Consider the following 14,520-nt stretch of genomic DNA (forward strand, 5'->3'; position numbering starts at 1 on the left):
TCCCGCGCGCACCGGCCCGTACCCGCGGAGGTACGGGCCGGTGCGTCGTGCGTCAGCCCTTCGCCCCGCGGGGACCGGGCGTGAAGCCGTGCCGCTTCGCGGCCGTCACCACGGCGAGTGCCGGGAGGGCGAGCACCAGCAGGACCCAGGGGAGGGAACCGGCCCCGGCCGATTCGAGGAGCAGGCCGCCGACCACCCCGCCGCCCGCGACGGCGAGGTTGAAGACGGTGACGAACATCGACTGGGCGACATCGGCGGCGTCCCCGGCCGCGTCGGCGATCGCGGTCTGGAGGAGCGTGGGTCCGCCGCCGAACGTCACGCCCCAGGCCGCGATCCCGGCGAAGACCAGCGGCGCACAGTGCCCGGCGAGGCCCAGCACCAGGGCCGCGAGGGCGAATCCGGCCAGGCTGGCGAGCGTGACGACGCGCAGCAGACGGTCGACCAGGACGCCGGTCAGCCAGATGCCCAGGATGGCGGACGCGCCGAAGACGCCCAGCGCGATGTCGACATGGCCGCCGAGGCCGGCGCCCTTCAGGAAGGGCGCGATATAGGTGTAGAGGATGTTGTGGGCGAGGATCCACAGGAACATCACGCCGAGCACCGGGCGGATGCCCGGCAGGGCGAAGATCTCCGGGATGGGCCGGCGGTCCTCGGCGGTCTGGCCGGGGAAGTCGGGCACCAGCGCGCGGACCCAGAGCATCAGCAGCAGCGCGACGGCGGACATGACCCAGAAGACGCCGCGCCAGTCGAACAGCGACCCCAGCCAGGTGCCCAGCGGGACCCCGAGGGTGAGGGCGATCGGCTGGCCGACGCCCACGACGGCCAGGGCCCGGCCCTGGAGGTGCTCGGGCACCAGACGGCGGCCGTAGCCGGCGAGGAGTCCCCAGATCACGCCCGACGCCATGCCGGCGACGAACCGGGCGACGAGGGTGAGGCCGTAACTGCCCGACAGGGCCGTGGCGGTGTTGAACACGAGCAGCCCGCCGACGGCCGTCAGCAGCAGCGGGCGCCGTCGCATGCCGCGGGTGGCGGCGATGACGGGGACCGCGGCCACGACGGAACCGATGGCGTAGAGCGTGACGAGCTGTCCCGCCAGCCCTTCGGAGACGCCGAGTCCGTCACCGATCTGGGGCAGCAGGCCCGCGGGCATCGTCTCGGTCATGATGGCGAGGAAGCCGGCCGTCGTGAACGCCAGCAGTCTCCACACCGGGATCCGGTTGTCCACCGCGGTCCCGTCCCCGTCCAGAGCGGTCTTTCCGCTGCCGGTCATACTCACGGAGATTCTCCAGTTTTCTCGGGTCACCGCCGGGCGGGGACGGCGGTCCCCGCCCCCGCCCGGCTCCGGTTCGGGTGGCGCGGTGCGCTCAGTGCTCGGCCAGCAACGAGCCGAATCCGCGCAGGCGGTCGGCGATTCCGCTCTGCCGCAGGGCGTGCCAGTACAGCACCGTGTTGTTGGTGACGACGGGCTTGCCGATCCATTCCTCGGCGGCGGCCGCGACCCGCATCATGGCCACGTTGGTGCCGACCTGGACGATGGCCTCCACGTCGGGCCCGTCGATCTCCTTCACGGCGTCGCGGAGTTCGGCCTCGGACACGTGGGAGATCTTCTCCGGGCTGCTGCACCCGAGCCCCCGGACGCGTACGACCTCGTAGCCGCTGTCCGTGAAGAACCGGCTCACCGAGTCGTCACCGACGGGGAGATAGGGGGTGATGACCGCGATCCGGCTCGCCTCGTAGCGGGCCAGGGCGGCGTTGAACGCGTCGGGGCTCATGGTGACGGGCAGGCCGCCGGCGGCCGACCTCATCGACTCCAGGACGGGGGCGTGGGATTCCGGCCCGTCCCAGTAGATCTCGGGGGAGAAGCCGATGACGATGCAGTCGGGCTTGCAGGGGACGATGCCGGCGATGGCCTTGTGGGTCGATTCCCGATAGCTGTCCACCAGGGTGTCGATTCCCTCCACGAGGGAATGGTCGGCCGTCAGCATGCGTCCGGTGTGGTTGGTCACGCCGAAGGGGCGCAGCGCCTCCATCTCCGGCTGCACCGAGGTGTTGGTCGCGGGGACGACCACGCCGACCTTCAGGCGCGGTCCGAGGGAATCGGTCATGACGGGCTCCTTGTCCGTAGCGGGGCCGGTTTTCCGTGGCCGGGTCGGTGGGGGTCAGTAGGAGGGGTGTTTGATCAGCAGGTGCCGGCGTTCCGTGATCCCCGGCCCGTAGACCGTCTCGTTCCAGGCCGATTGGTCGACCGGCTCCAGGGCGACGGAGACGGCGCCGTCGGAGACGCCGAAGTGCCGGGTGACCACCTCGGTGAGCGACTCGGCCAGCCGCTGCCGCTCCTCCTCGGTGAAGTCCTTCGGGAAATGCTGGATATGGACGTGCGGCATACTGTTGTTCCTTGGGATCGTCTGTGCGGATTTCACCGGCCGAGGCGGGTGCGGATCGCCGAGACCAGTTCGGCGACGCCGTGTTCCTTCAGCACGCCGTAGTGGTCGCCCTCCAGGTCGACCACGGCCGGGGGAAGGGCGGAATAGCCGGAACTCCCCTCGATGAACGCGTAGTCGTCGCCCACCGCCTTGAAGAGGGTCACCGGTGCGGCCAGGCTCCGCTCGGCCAGTTCGCGGAAGGAGTACTCGAATTCGTAGGTCTCCGCGACGATGCGGGTGATCCTGCGGATCAACTGCTCGTCCAGCGCCGGTATCAGGTCGCCCACGAACGCCACGAAATCGTCCTCGTCCCGCACGGAGGCGAGGCACCGTTCCAGATCCGGTCCGTCGATGCTGCCGGTGAACACGGAGAACAGGACCGTCAGATAGGCGGGATTGCGGTAGGTGGACTCGCGCCCGAAGCGGTCGCCGCCCTCCGCCCGGACCTTCGGATTGCCGGGGCATATCAGGAAGAGGTTCTCCACCCGTTCACCGGCCTGCTCCAGCTGCCAGGCCGCCTCGAAGGCGACCCGGGCCCCGAAGGAGTAGCCCCAGAGCGTGTACGGCCCTTCGGGCTGGATCCGCCGGATCTCCTCCAGGTCGGCGGCGGCCATGTCCCGGATCGTCGGGTACGGGTCCTCGCCGGCGTTGAGGCCGTGCGCCTGTATGCCGTAGAAGGGCCGGCCGATGTCCACGCGGGAACCGAGGAGCTGGAGGTTCATGGGGTAGCCGCCGAGGCCGGGCCAGCAGAAGACCGGCGAGGCGTCTCCCCTGGCGTGCAGCCGCACCAGGCGGGACGAGTCCCCGGCGGAGCCGCCGTCGATGCGGCGGGCGAGCTGTTCCAGGGTGGGGGTCTCGAAGAGGATCTGCACCGGCAGGGCCGTGCCGAAGTGCCGGTTGACGCGGTGGACGAGGGTCACTGCGAGCAGCGAATTGCCGCCGCTCTCGAAGAAGTTGTCCTCCTTGGACACCGGCTCGTACTTCAGGGCCGTGCCCCACAGCCCGGCGAGGGCCTGTTCGGTGGCGGTGCGCGGCGGCACGAAGGCGCGGCGTTCCAGCCCCCGGGAGATCTGCTCCAGGTCGGCGAGCGTCTTGACGTCGATCTTGCCGTTGGCCGTCAGCGGCAGGGCGTCCAGCACGACGACCTTGTTCGGCAGCATGTAGTCGGGCAGGAAGGCGATCAGGTCGTCCCTGATCATCTCGGTCGGGCCCTTCATATGGACGATGTCCTCGGCCATGCCCTCGCTCGCCTGCTGCCCGGCGTCCACACGGCCGCCGACGAAGAAGTACGAGGGCCCCGTCGGCAGGGAGCAGGCGGTGAGGATGTCGTCCAGGCGCCGTGCGGCGGGCAGCGGGTGGCCGCTTTTGGAGCTGTAGCCGGAGGACATGAAGCCGAAGCCCAGCCCGTTGGCCTGGAGGTGGTGGAGCTTCTTGCCGAGCACGATGTACTCCAGCCAGGGCTCCGGGGCCCGGCCGACGGCGCTGATGCCGATGGCCGACCGCTCGTACACGGCCTGGTTGATCGCGATGACGTGCTTCTTCTCGACCAGCCGGTCCGAGATCCGCTCCAGGCCGCCGCACACGTAGCGGTACTGGCCGGGCGGGAGGTCCGCGACCTTGCCGGGGTGGGACTGGACATAGAGGTCGGTGGGGTCGTCCGGCCGCCGGCCGTCGCCCGGGCGGACGGCGAAGCAGCCCAGGTAGTGGTCCTCGTCGGCCACGTCGAACAGCGGCTTGAGCTCGGGCCGGTGGCCGTCCGGGTGGATGGTCAGCCCGTAGGAGGGCAGGACGCGCTCGAACAGGCCGACCATGTGGCCCGTCTCGAACTCCAGGACTTCCAGCAGGTTGTTCTTGTAGACCGGCTCGATGGCCCGTCTCTTGCCGATGAAGTGGGCCTTCAGCCGTTCGGGCCCGCCCTCGTCCAACTCGCGGACCAGCGTGAGCTGATGGGTGAGCGGGTTGTGGTAGTAGATGCCGGCCCGCAGCCCGGCGACGCCCTCGATCTCCAGATAGAGCTGGGTGGCGTACAGGGCGCCGGGCGAGGCGTAGGCGTACTTGGGCAGCAGCCGTTCCTCGCTGTGGAACTGTCCGAACCACCGCAGGATCGTGCCGAGTTCGGCGAGCGTCAGGTCCTGCGGCCGGCGGGGGCGGGCGGTGACGGGCCCGTCGGCGGCCTCGTCCAGCAGCTTGACGACGTCGGCCCGGCCGATGCCGCCGCCCTCGTAGAAGCGGTAGGTCTTGCGGGCGAAGACCTCCCGGCGCTGCCCGGGGTCCGCGGTCCTGCCCGGCAGGTCGATGTGCGGGCGCCCGGCCAGCTCATGGGCCTCCCGCAGACCGGGGTTGGAGAGCTGCGCCTTTACCTGGAGCTTGCTGGCCTTGGACTGGTGATGGGCGCCGTGGTTGCCCTGGTCCATCAGGGCGGCTTCCTTCGGGTTGAGCTCCACGGCGGCGACCAGGTTCTGGAAGCCGGTGCGGGGGTCGTCCTTGACGACGACGGCCGCCCGCTTGACCCAGGCGTGGTTCTCGATGGTGCGGGCGATCTCGTCGAGCTCGACGCGGTAGCCGCGCAGCTTGATCTGGCTGTCGGTCCGGCCGGCGAAGTGGACGGTGCCGTCGGAGGATTGATGGGCCAGGTCGCCCGTCCGGTACAGCCGGACCGGTTCCGCTCCCGGGGCCGGGGCGAGGTGGAGGAAGCGCTCCTCGGTCAGGTCGGGGCGGTGCAGATAGCCGCGGGCGAGCTGGACGCCGGAGATGTGGAGTTCGCCGATCTCGCCGGGGGCGACGGGGAGTTGGTCCCCGTCGAGGATGTGGTACGCGGTGCCGTCCACCGGGGTGCCGATGGGGATGACGGCCGGCTCGGCGCTCAGCGTCGCCGGGGAGACGGTGTAGGCGGAGGAGTTGATGGTGCACTCGGTGGGCCCGTAGAGGTTCACCAGCCGCGCGGTGGGCAGTTCGGCGAATAACTCGGCCGCCAGTGTGCGGGTCAGCGCCTCGCCGCCGCTGAAGATCCGGGTCAGGCTGGTGCAGCTGCCCAGCCGCTCGGTGTCGACGAGGGCCTGGAGCAGGGTGGGTACGCCCTGGAGCGTGGTCACCTTGTGTCGGACGATCGCGTCGATCAGCCCCTCGGGGTCGCGGTACACGCCCGGAGCCCCCATGACCACGCGCGCGCCCCAGGCCGGCGCGAGGATCTCCCACTGGGCGGCGTCGAAGCTCATCGGGGTCTTCTGGAGGACGACGCTGCCGGTGTCCAGGTGCCCGGAGGCGGCGAGCCAGCGCATCTGGGAGACGACGCTCCGGTGCTCGACCATCACGCCCTTGGGCCTGCCGGTGCTGCCGGAGGTGTAGATGACGTAGGCCAGGTCGTCCGGCCGCGGGCCCTCGGCGTCGGGGAGGGCCCCTTCGCCGTCGCCGGCCCCGTCGAGGGCGACGATGCGGGTCCCGGCCGGGGCGAGCTCCCGCAGCCGGTCCGTCAGATGCGGCTGGCAGAGGACGACCCGGCAACGGGCGTCCTCGACGATGAAGCGCAGCCGCTCCTCGGGGTAGTCGGGGGACAGCGGCAGATAGGCGCCGCCGGCGGTGAGGGCGCCCCACACCCCGACGACGAGGCCGAGGGACGGTTCGGCGAAGACGCCGACCCGGTCGTCGCGTCGCACTCCGGCCCCGTGGAGGAGCGCGGCGGTGCGGGTACTTCGCTCCACGAGATCCCGATAGGTGAGGCTGTCGCCGCCGCAGGTGACGGCGACGGCGTCCGGCCGGTCGCCGGCCCGCGCCCGGAGGACGCCGGGCAGGGTGGCGGGGCCGGGGTCCTCCGCGTCGTCGAGGTTCTTTGCACGGTCGGGGTTCTTTGCACGGTCGCGGTTTTCTGCACGGTCGAGGTTTTCTGCACGCATGAAACGCCTTCCCCGTTGTCTTCCCACGGTGGAACGGTTCTGGGATGGGTGCTGCATACACGGATTCGTGTGCGGATATGTCATGTGCGGACGTCGGAGGGGTCGTTGTCCGGTGGCGCCGACCGCGGGCACGGCGGTCCGGCCCATCCCGTACGATGCGGTGGACCCGGCTGTGCGACCGGCGCGGAGGTGCGACCCGACCCGGGTTGGACAAGTTGACCGCAGCGCCGAACGGCCCTTACGGGGGCTCGGGTCCGGCGGTCTACCCCATGTCCACCCCCAGATTTGTATGATGACTGACGTCTCGTCGCAACTCTACTACTGGTCAGGTGGGCAACAGCAAGGGAAGAAGGGGCGCAACGTGCGCGTGATTGGCCGGAAATCCTCCGTCGAGGAAGTCATCGCCCAGCTCAACGAGGCGCTGACGGCGGGGACTTGGACGATCGGCGATCGGCTGCCGACCGAGCACGAACTGACCGTGAAGCTGGGGGTGAGCCGCACCGTCGTCCGCGAGGCGATCCGTGCCCTGGTGCACCTCGGTGTGCTGGAGACCCGGCAGGGCGCCGGCACCTTCGTGGTCTCCACCGCCGACCCCGCCCCGCTGCTGCGCCGGGTCGGGATGGCGGAGGTGCGGGAGATCTTCGAGATCCAGCTGGGCCTGGACGTCCAGGCGGCCCGGCTCGCCGCCGCCCGGCGCACCGACGCCGACGTGGAGCGGCTGCGCACCCTGCTGGCGGACCGCAACCGCGCCACCACCCCGCAGGAGTTCGCGCGGGCCGACGCCGCGTACCACCTGGCGGTGGTCGAGGCCGCGGACAACAGCGTGCTGCTGGAGTTCTACCGCTTCTTCGTCGGGCGCCTGCGCGACAGCCTGCACGCGCTGCGCAGCCAGGACGAGGTGCCGGAGAGCGGTGACGGGCCGCACGAGGCACTGCTCGCGGCCATCGAGGCGGGCGACGAGGAGGCGGCGGCAGCGGCGGCGGCGGGCGCGATCCGGCCGAGCCTCGACACGCTCGGCCCGCCGGAGAAGTGATCCGCGCGGCTACGGGACGTAGGTGCTCAGCTCGATCAGGTTCCCGTCCGGGTCGCGCACATAGACGCTGAGGATCGGCCCCTCGGCGCCGGTGCGTTCGACGGGACCCTCCACCAAGGGCACGCCGTGCCGGGCCAGTTCGGCGACGACGGTCTCCAGCGGCCCGTCCACGACGAGGCAGAGGTCCGCACTGCCCGGCGTCGGACGGTGGGCCTTCGGCTCGAACTCCCGGCCCGCCTCATGCAGGTTGATCTTGCTGTGGCCGAAGGCGAGGGCCCGGCGCCCGCCCTTGAAGGTCACGGGGGTCATGCCGAGGACGCGTCCGTAGAAGTCGACGGTCGCGTCGAGGTCGGCCACGGTCAGGACGAGGTGGTCGAGACGGTCGATGCGCATGTCTCCGGAATCAGCCCTTCCAGGAAGGGCCGCGCGGCTCCGCGCGGCCGACGATGTTGCCCGCCCGGTCGATGCAGATCACATCCACGGCCACCGGGGCGCCGCGCAGCACGGCCAGCGCCTCGTCGCGCGCCGTCGCGGCGACCAGGTCGCCCAGCGGGACGCCGCGCGCGGCACAGCGCTGGAGGGCGTCCAGACCGGTGTTGGCGGCGGCCACCTCGGCCGCCAGCCCCTCGTCCGCCCCGCCCCGGCGGGCCAGTTCGGCGAGGAAGCCCTTGTCCACCTGCGAGCGGGAGGAGTGCAGGTCCAGATGGCCGGCGGCCAGCTTGGAGAGCTTCGCGAAGCCGCCCGCCACGGTCAGCCGGTCCACCGGGTGGCGGCGGATGTACTTCAGCACGGCCCCCGCGAAGTCGCCCATGTCGAGCAGCGCGTCCTCCGGCAGCCCGTGCACCGCGACCGCGACCTTCTCCGACGTCGAGCCCGTACAGCCCGCCACATGCGTACGGCCCGCCGCGCGGGCCACGTCCACGCCGCGCCGGATGCTGTCGATCCAGGCCGAGCAGGAGTAGGGGACGACGATGCCCGTCGTGCCCAGGATGGAGATCCCGCCGAGGATGCCCAGACGGCCGTTCCAGGTGGAACGGGCGATCTCCTCGCCGTGGTCGACCGAGACCGTGACCTCCACATCGCCCGTGCCGCCGTGCCGGGCGGCCGCTTCGGCGATGTGGTCGGTCATCATCCGGCGGGGCACCGGGTTGATCGCCGGCTCGCCCACCGGCAGCGGCAGACCGGGGCGGGTGACCGTGCCCACGCCCGGCCCGGCCCGGAACACCACGCCCGCCCCGGGCGGCAGCAGCCGCACCGTCGAGCGGATCAGGGCGCCGTGGGTGACGTCCGGGTCGTCCCCCGCGTCCTTCACTATCCCGGCCATCGCGTGCCCGTCGGCCAGTTCCTCCGCCGCCAGCGCGAACGCCGGGGTCTGCCCCTTGGGCAGGGTGATCGTCACCGGGTCGGGGAACTCGCCGGTGAGCAGCGCCGTGTACGCGGCCGTGGTCGCGGCCGTCGCGCACGCCCCCGTCGTCCAGCCGTGCCGCAGTCCGGTGCGCGCGAGTTGCGCCGAACGCCCGCCCGATGCTTTCGTCTCCGTCACGCCGCCGCGCTCCCGCGGTGGTGCGAAGACGAGAGGCGGAGCGTGAGCGGCGAGCGCCACATCCTCATCCTGGGCGGCACGACGGAGGCCCGGCGGCTCGCGGCCCTGCTGGACGCCGACCCGGGCCTGCGCGTGACCAGTTCCCTGGCAGGACGCGTCGCCGAGCCGCGGCTGCCCGCGGGGCAGGTGCGGATCGGGGGGTTCGGGGGGCCGGAGGGCCTGGCCCGGTGGCTGCGCGAGCAGCACGTCGACGCGCTCATCGACGCCACGCATCCTTTCGCCGACACGATCAGTTCCAACGCGGCGAAGGCCGCCGCCGAGGTCCATGTTCCCCTGCTCGCCGTCCGCCGTCCCGGGTGGGTCGCGGGCCCGGGCGACGACTGGCGGACGGTGGACTCGCTGGACGCCGCGGCGCGGGCGCTGCCCCCGCTCGGCGAGCGGGTGTTCCTGACCACCGGGAGGATGGGGCTCGGCGCCTTCGCGCACCTCGAGGGTATGTGGTTCCTCGCCCGCTCGGTGGACGCCCCCCTTCCGCCGGTGCCGCCCCGCATGGAGGTCCTGCTGGCCCGGGGCCCCTTCACGGTCGAGGGCGAGCGCGAACTGCTGCGCCGCCACCGCATCGACGTCCTGGTGACGAAGGACAGCGGGGCGGCGGCGACGGCCGCGAAGCTGGTGGCCGCCCGGGAGGCCGGGATCCCGGTGGTGGTGGTCCGGCGGCCCCCGCTGCCGGAGGGCGTGCGGTCGGCGGGGAGTGTGGCGGAGGCGGCGGAGTGGGCGCGGGAGACGGCGGCTCGCCTGCCGGACGCGCCTTAGGGTTCGCGCGGTGGCGCGGACCGGCCCAGGAGCTCTTCGCTCCGGCGCCAGAACTCCCGCCAGTGCGCCGTGTGGCGCGCCAGCCACTCCTGCTCCAGCTCGTCCGCCAGGGTGCTGTAGGACAGGCCGAACGCGTACAGCGCCTCCACGTCCTGATGGGCGGTGATGTGGCGGCCCGAGAGCGCGTCGCCGACGAGCACGGCGCTCTCGGTGATCGACGGCAGCGCCGACTCGTGCAGCGCGTGCACGACCCCCCAGGCCACCAGGTGGTCCGCGCAAGGGGCGTGGCCGTCGTCCGCCGCACCCGCCTCGATGCCGGTCCATATCAGGTGGGGCGGGTCGGCGCCGTCCGCCGCGAGCGACTGCCACCACTGGTGGCTGAGCTTCTGCTCGTGCAGGTGGTGGACGAGCCGGGCGTGGGCGCGGGCCGCCTCCCCCATGGGGTAGCGGGAGGCGGCCAGCCCCTGTTCGCGCAGGTGCGCGTCCACCCACGCGTCGATGGGCGCGAGGGGCACGGACACGGCGGTGTTGATGTCCCGCAGGCCCCGGCGGGTCGTCCTCGCCCGTTCGAACCCCGTGCACAGCGCCGTGAAGACCTGCTCGTAGCGGTCGGTGCTGAACACGGGGACGACGTCCACGCCGACGCCCCGGGAGACGAGGGCGCTCACGGTCTCCAGCGTCGTCGGCCCGGCGGGGACCTTCAGCAGGAGGTTCGGCCGGTCGACGGCCTCCCAGGCGGCCACGGCCTCGTCGTAGAGCTGCCGCCGGGTGCGGGCCGGCGGCAGGTCGACGGAGACCAGGCCCGTGCGCCCGCGGCTCGTCTCGTAGGAGGGGAGGAAGACGTCGCAGGCCTGCCGGGTGACGGCGGCCGCGGCCCGGCGGGTGGCCTCCCGGTGACCGGCGCCCCCCTGCCCCCGGGCGGTCAGACCGCGGACGTGGCCGGGGCTGTCCACCTGCTCGACCATGTCCTCGACGGTGACCGTCAGCCCGGACAGGTCCCACTCCGTGACGAGCCGCTCCAGTTCGCCCGTCGCCACGTCGTCGTGGCGCCCGCCGCGCAGCCAGACGGAGACGCCCTCGGCGCGCAGCCTCTTGAGGCGACGGCCGGTCACTTCAGCAGCTCGCATGAAGGACCACCTTAGGCAGTGCTCCCGGGAGCCGCGTGCCGCACCCGTCACTCTGTCAAGTGCGTTGGCGACCGGTGCGGTTCGGCCGCCGAAACCTGACGAGGTCGCCACCGGCCGGTGGTCGCCCCACCGCGGGCGCCACATGCTGCTGCCACAGCGAACCGGTGTCCGCCGGATGGCGGGAAGGGGCGAACTGCTCATGCTCTCAAGAGGTTTGCGACCGGACGGCGCCCGGCCCCCGGACGTCTCCCGGGCCCCCGCCGGCGCACCGTTCCGGCCGCGGGTCCGCACCACCGGCGGGGTGGTGGCGGGATCGGCCCAGGGCGGGGTCCAGGCGTTCAAGGGGGTCCCGTACGCCGCTCCTCCGGTGGGCCCGCTGCGCTTCGCGTCGCCGCGGCCGGTGGCGCCCTGGGCCGGGGAGCGGGAGGCGGTGGCACACGCCGCGTCCTTTCCGCAGCCGGGCTGCTCCGACTGCGGCGAGGACGGGCTGTACGCCAACGTCTGGACGCCCGGCACCCGGGGCTCCCGTCCCGTCCTCGTCTATGTGCACGGCGGGGGATGGTTCCACGGGGCCGGGAGCGAGCCGGTCTACGACGGTGCCGCCCTCGCGGCGCGCGGCCTGGTCGTCGTCACGTTCAACTACCGTCTGGGGGTGCTCGGCCAGGGGCTGCACCCCGGCCTCGCCGACCCCGTCACCGGGGCGGACGGCAACTGGGGACTCCAGGACCAGGCGCATCTGGTGCGCTGGGTGCACGAGAACGCGCCGGCCTTCGGCGGCGACCCCGGCAACATCACGCTGTGCGGCACCTCCGGCGGGGGAGCCGGGGTCTGGCGGCTGTCCCTGCTGCCCGGCACCCGACCCCTGATCCGGCGCGCCGTCGTCATCAGCGCGGCCCACGCGGTCTCCCCCGCCACGGGCCTCACCAGGGACGACGCCGAGGAGGTCTTCGACGCCCTGGCCCGGGAGCTGGGCACCCCGGTGCCCGGGCTGCGGGAGGTGCCGGAACCGGTGCTGCGCGGCGCGTGGGAGCGGTACTTCGCGCCGCCGCCGTGGAAGCGCGGCGTGCGGAGCGGCCGCGTCTATCAAGGGCCGGTCGCGGGCGGGCCGCTGATGGACGCGTACGACGACGAACTGCCCACCCCCGGCGTCCCCTTGCTGGTGGTCGGGGCCCGTACCGAGGGGACGTTCTTCACCGGCCCCCGGTCCCCCGTCCGGGTGCCCCGCACGGACACCGAGGAGGAACTGCGCTCGGCCGTGCGCTCCTACCTGTCGGCGCTGCGGTACGGAGCGCCGGGGGAGGAGGCGGTGCGCGCGCTGGTCGACGGATACCGGGAGGCCGCCCGGGACGAGGGGCGGCCGGGGGACGGCCTCTCCCTCTACGCGGAGATCTACGGGGACGGGATCTTCCGCCACCCCTCCGTCCGGCTGGCGGAACGGCACGCGCGGGAGGGCGTCACGCCGCTGTACTACCTGGACTTCGCGCACCCGGTGCTGCCGCCCGGCAGCGGCACACCGCACGAGTCCACCTCGCCCTTCCTGTTCGGGACGTACGGGCAGCCGGACCGCGCGGCGGTGCACGGCGACGGCCCGCTGGAACAGTCCGTCTCCCGCGCCTTCATGGACGCGGTGTCCTCCTTCGCCCGGGACGGCGCGCCCCGCGCCCCCGGGGTGTCCGACTGGCCGGTCCTGACCCCCGGCTCGCACCGGGCGGTCACCCTGGGCGAACACGCCCGGGCGGACATCGCGCCGATACCGAAAACACGTCAACTGCTCTGCTGGGACAGCATCATGGAAAGGAAGTGACGGAGGATGTGCGGTCTTGCGGGATGGGTGAGCCTGCGGCGCGATCTGACCGGGCACGCCGGTGTGGTCGCGGACATGGCGCGGACCATGGAGTGCCGGGGGCCCGACGCGCACGGCCTGTGGGCGTCGCGGCATGCCGTGCTGGGCCACCAGCGCCTGTCCATCATCGACCTGGAGGGCGGCCGGCAGCCGATGGGCGCCGCCCCGGAGGACGACGGCGCCCCCGTCATCACCTACACCGGAGAGGTGTACAACTACCGGGAGCTGCGCGCCGAGTTGGAGCAGGCCGGGCACAAGTTCCGGACCGAGAGCGACACCGAGGTGGTGCTCCGGAGCTATCTGGAGTGGGGCGAGGGGTTCTGCGAGCGGCTCAACGGCATCTACGCCTTCGCCCTCTGGGACCCCCGCAGCGAGGAACTCCTGCTGATCCGCGACCGGATGGGCGTCAAGCCGCTCTACTACTACCCCACGGCCGACGGCATCCTCTTCGGGTCCGAGCCCAAGGCGATCCTCGAACACCCCGAGGCCGAGGCCGTCGTGGACGCCGACGGCCTGCGGGAGATGTTCGGCATAGTGAAGACGCCGGGACACGCCGTCTTCCGCGGGATGCGGGAGGTGCGCCCGGCGACGGTCGTGCGCTTCGGCCGCGACGGGCTGACGGAGCACGCGTACTGGCGGCTGACGGCCCGTCCGCACGAGGACGGCCTGGAAGAGACCGTGGCGAAGGTCCGCGCGCTGCTGGAGGACATCGTCGAGCGCCAGTTGGTCGCCGACGTCACCGTCGGCACCCTGCTCTCCGGCGGCCTGGACTCCAGCGCCGTGACCGCCCTGGCCGCGCGCACCCTGGCGGCCCAGGGCAAGCCGCCGGTGCGCGCCTACTCCGTCGACTTCACCGGCCACGACGAGCGCTTCGAGGCCAACGTGCAGTGGGAGGACCCCGACACCCCGTTCGCGGTCGAGGTCGCCCGGCACGTCGGGGCCGAGCACGTCGTCGTCGAGCTCGACAGCAACGACATGCTCGACCGGGGCGTCCGGGACGCCGTGCTGCGCGCCCAGGACCTCCCCGTGTCCACGGGCGACATGGAGTACTCCCTCTACCTGCTCTGCCGCGCCCTGAAGGAGCGCATGACCGTCGCGCTCTCCGGGGAGGCGGCCGACGAACTCTTCGGCGGATACACCTGGTTCCACGACAAGGAGGCCGTGGAGGCCGACACCTTCCCCTGGCACCACCCGTTCGAGAAGGCCGGCGGCATCGGCGCGCTGCGCGAGGTGGGCATCTGGGACCGGCTCGGCATGGGCGCCTATATCGAGCGGCGCTACACCGAGGCGCTCGACGAAGTGCCCCGCCTGGCCGGGGAGAGCGGCCTGGAGGCCCGGATGCGCGAGGTGAGCTACCTCAACATCACCCGCTGGGAGAACTTCCTGCTCGACCGCAAGGACCGGATGAGCATGGCCGCCAGTCTGGAGGTCCGGGTGCCCTTCACCGACCACCGGCTCGTGGAGTACGTGTTCAACGCGCCCTGGGCCATGAAGACGTTCGACGGCCGGGAGAAGAGCCTGCTGCGGGCCGCCATGCGCGGCGTCCTGCCCGACTCGGTCCTCGACCGGAAGAAGAACCCCTACCCCTCCACCCAGGACCTCTCCTACGAACTGGCGCTCCGGAAAATGGTGGAGGCGCTGCTGACCGAGGACGCGCCGGTGCTGCGCCTGGTCTCGGCGGACGGGGTGCGGCGGCTGCTCGACCGGCCTGAGGGCGCCTTCGCCATGGGCGGCCCCTGGAGCGCCCGCGCGGTCCTGGAGCGCCTGGTGGAGTTCAACGCCTGGGTCGAGCGGTACGGCGTCAGGGTGGACATCTGACCATGGGCACTTCGACCATGGGCAATTCGG

Annotated in this window: 11 protein-coding genes; 4 read left to right on the forward strand and 7 right to left on the reverse strand. The window is 72.4% G+C overall.

All coding sequences use genetic code 11. The features are described from left to right. Positions 1–52: 52 nt before the first annotated feature. The 4 genes from AB8735_RS31165 to AB8735_RS31180 form a co-directional block, all read right to left on the reverse strand. Positions 53–1,270, reverse strand: coding sequence for an MFS transporter (locus tag AB8735_RS31165; protein WP_372410910.1), 1,218 nt, complete (start codon positions 1,268–1,270; stop codon positions 53–55). A 94-nt stretch (positions 1,271–1,364) separates the two neighbouring features. Further along, positions 1,365–2,105 (reverse strand): arylmalonate decarboxylase, encoded by a 741-nt coding sequence (locus AB8735_RS31170; protein WP_372410912.1) that lies wholly within the window; start codon positions 2,103–2,105, stop codon positions 1,365–1,367. 54 nt (positions 2,106–2,159) lie between these two features. Then, positions 2,160–2,384: a tautomerase family protein gene (locus AB8735_RS31175; RefSeq protein ID WP_344022076.1), complete on the reverse strand. Its 225-nt coding sequence runs from the start codon at positions 2,382–2,384 to the stop codon at positions 2,160–2,162. Positions 2,385–2,416: 32 nt separating this feature from the next. Beyond that, positions 2,417–6,313 (reverse strand): amino acid adenylation domain-containing protein, encoded by a 3,897-nt coding sequence (locus AB8735_RS31180; protein WP_372410913.1) that lies wholly within the window; start codon positions 6,311–6,313, stop codon positions 2,417–2,419. Positions 6,314–6,674: 361 nt separating this feature from the next. Here AB8735_RS31180 and AB8735_RS31185 point away from each other — a divergent pair, with 361 nt between their 5' ends. After that, on the forward strand, positions 6,675–7,346 hold the full coding sequence (locus AB8735_RS31185) for a FadR/GntR family transcriptional regulator (RefSeq protein WP_372410914.1): 672 nt from the start codon (positions 6,675–6,677) through the stop codon (positions 7,344–7,346). Between the two features lie 9 nt (positions 7,347–7,355). On the opposite strand, the gene AB8735_RS31190 is transcribed toward AB8735_RS31185, so the two are convergent. Both AB8735_RS31190 and AB8735_RS31195 read right to left on the reverse strand, forming a co-directional pair. Further along, positions 7,356–7,739, reverse strand: a complete 384-nt coding sequence (locus tag AB8735_RS31190; RefSeq protein WP_372410916.1) for a VOC family protein — start codon at positions 7,737–7,739, stop codon at positions 7,356–7,358. A gap of 10 nt (positions 7,740–7,749) precedes the next feature. Next, entirely contained in the window at positions 7,750–8,889 is a 1,140-nt protein-coding gene (locus AB8735_RS31195; RefSeq protein WP_372410917.1) for a cobalt-precorrin-5B (C(1))-methyltransferase, read from the reverse strand. Positions 8,890–8,931: 42 nt separating this feature from the next. On the opposite strand from AB8735_RS31195, the gene AB8735_RS31200 reads away from it, so the two are divergent. Then, on the forward strand, positions 8,932–9,702 hold the full coding sequence (locus AB8735_RS31200) for a cobalt-precorrin-6A reductase (protein ID WP_344022086.1): 771 nt from the start codon (positions 8,932–8,934) through the stop codon (positions 9,700–9,702). Here AB8735_RS31200 and AB8735_RS31205 read toward each other — a convergent pair. Next, positions 9,699–10,829 carry a transaldolase family protein gene (locus tag AB8735_RS31205; protein WP_372410919.1) on the reverse strand — a complete coding sequence of 377 codons (1,131 nt, stop codon included), beginning with the start codon at positions 10,827–10,829 and terminating at the stop codon, positions 9,699–9,701. The genes AB8735_RS31200 and AB8735_RS31205 overlap by 4 nt on opposite strands. A 199-nt stretch (positions 10,830–11,028) precedes the next feature. Here AB8735_RS31205 and AB8735_RS31210 point away from each other — a divergent pair, with 199 nt between their 5' ends. Beyond that, on the forward strand, positions 11,029–12,633 hold the full coding sequence (locus tag AB8735_RS31210) for a carboxylesterase/lipase family protein (RefSeq protein ID WP_372410920.1): 1,605 nt from the start codon (positions 11,029–11,031) through the stop codon (positions 12,631–12,633). A 6-nt stretch (positions 12,634–12,639) separates the two neighbouring features. Next, positions 12,640–14,490, forward strand: a complete 1,851-nt coding sequence (gene asnB, locus AB8735_RS31215; protein WP_344022092.1) for an asparagine synthase (glutamine-hydrolyzing) — start codon at positions 12,640–12,642, stop codon at positions 14,488–14,490. Positions 14,491–14,520 lie beyond the last annotated feature (30 nt).

The organism is Streptomyces luteireticuli (assembly GCF_041519305.1).
GTDB classification, from domain to species: Bacteria; Actinomycetota; Actinomycetes; order Streptomycetales; family Streptomycetaceae; genus Streptomyces; species Streptomyces luteireticuli.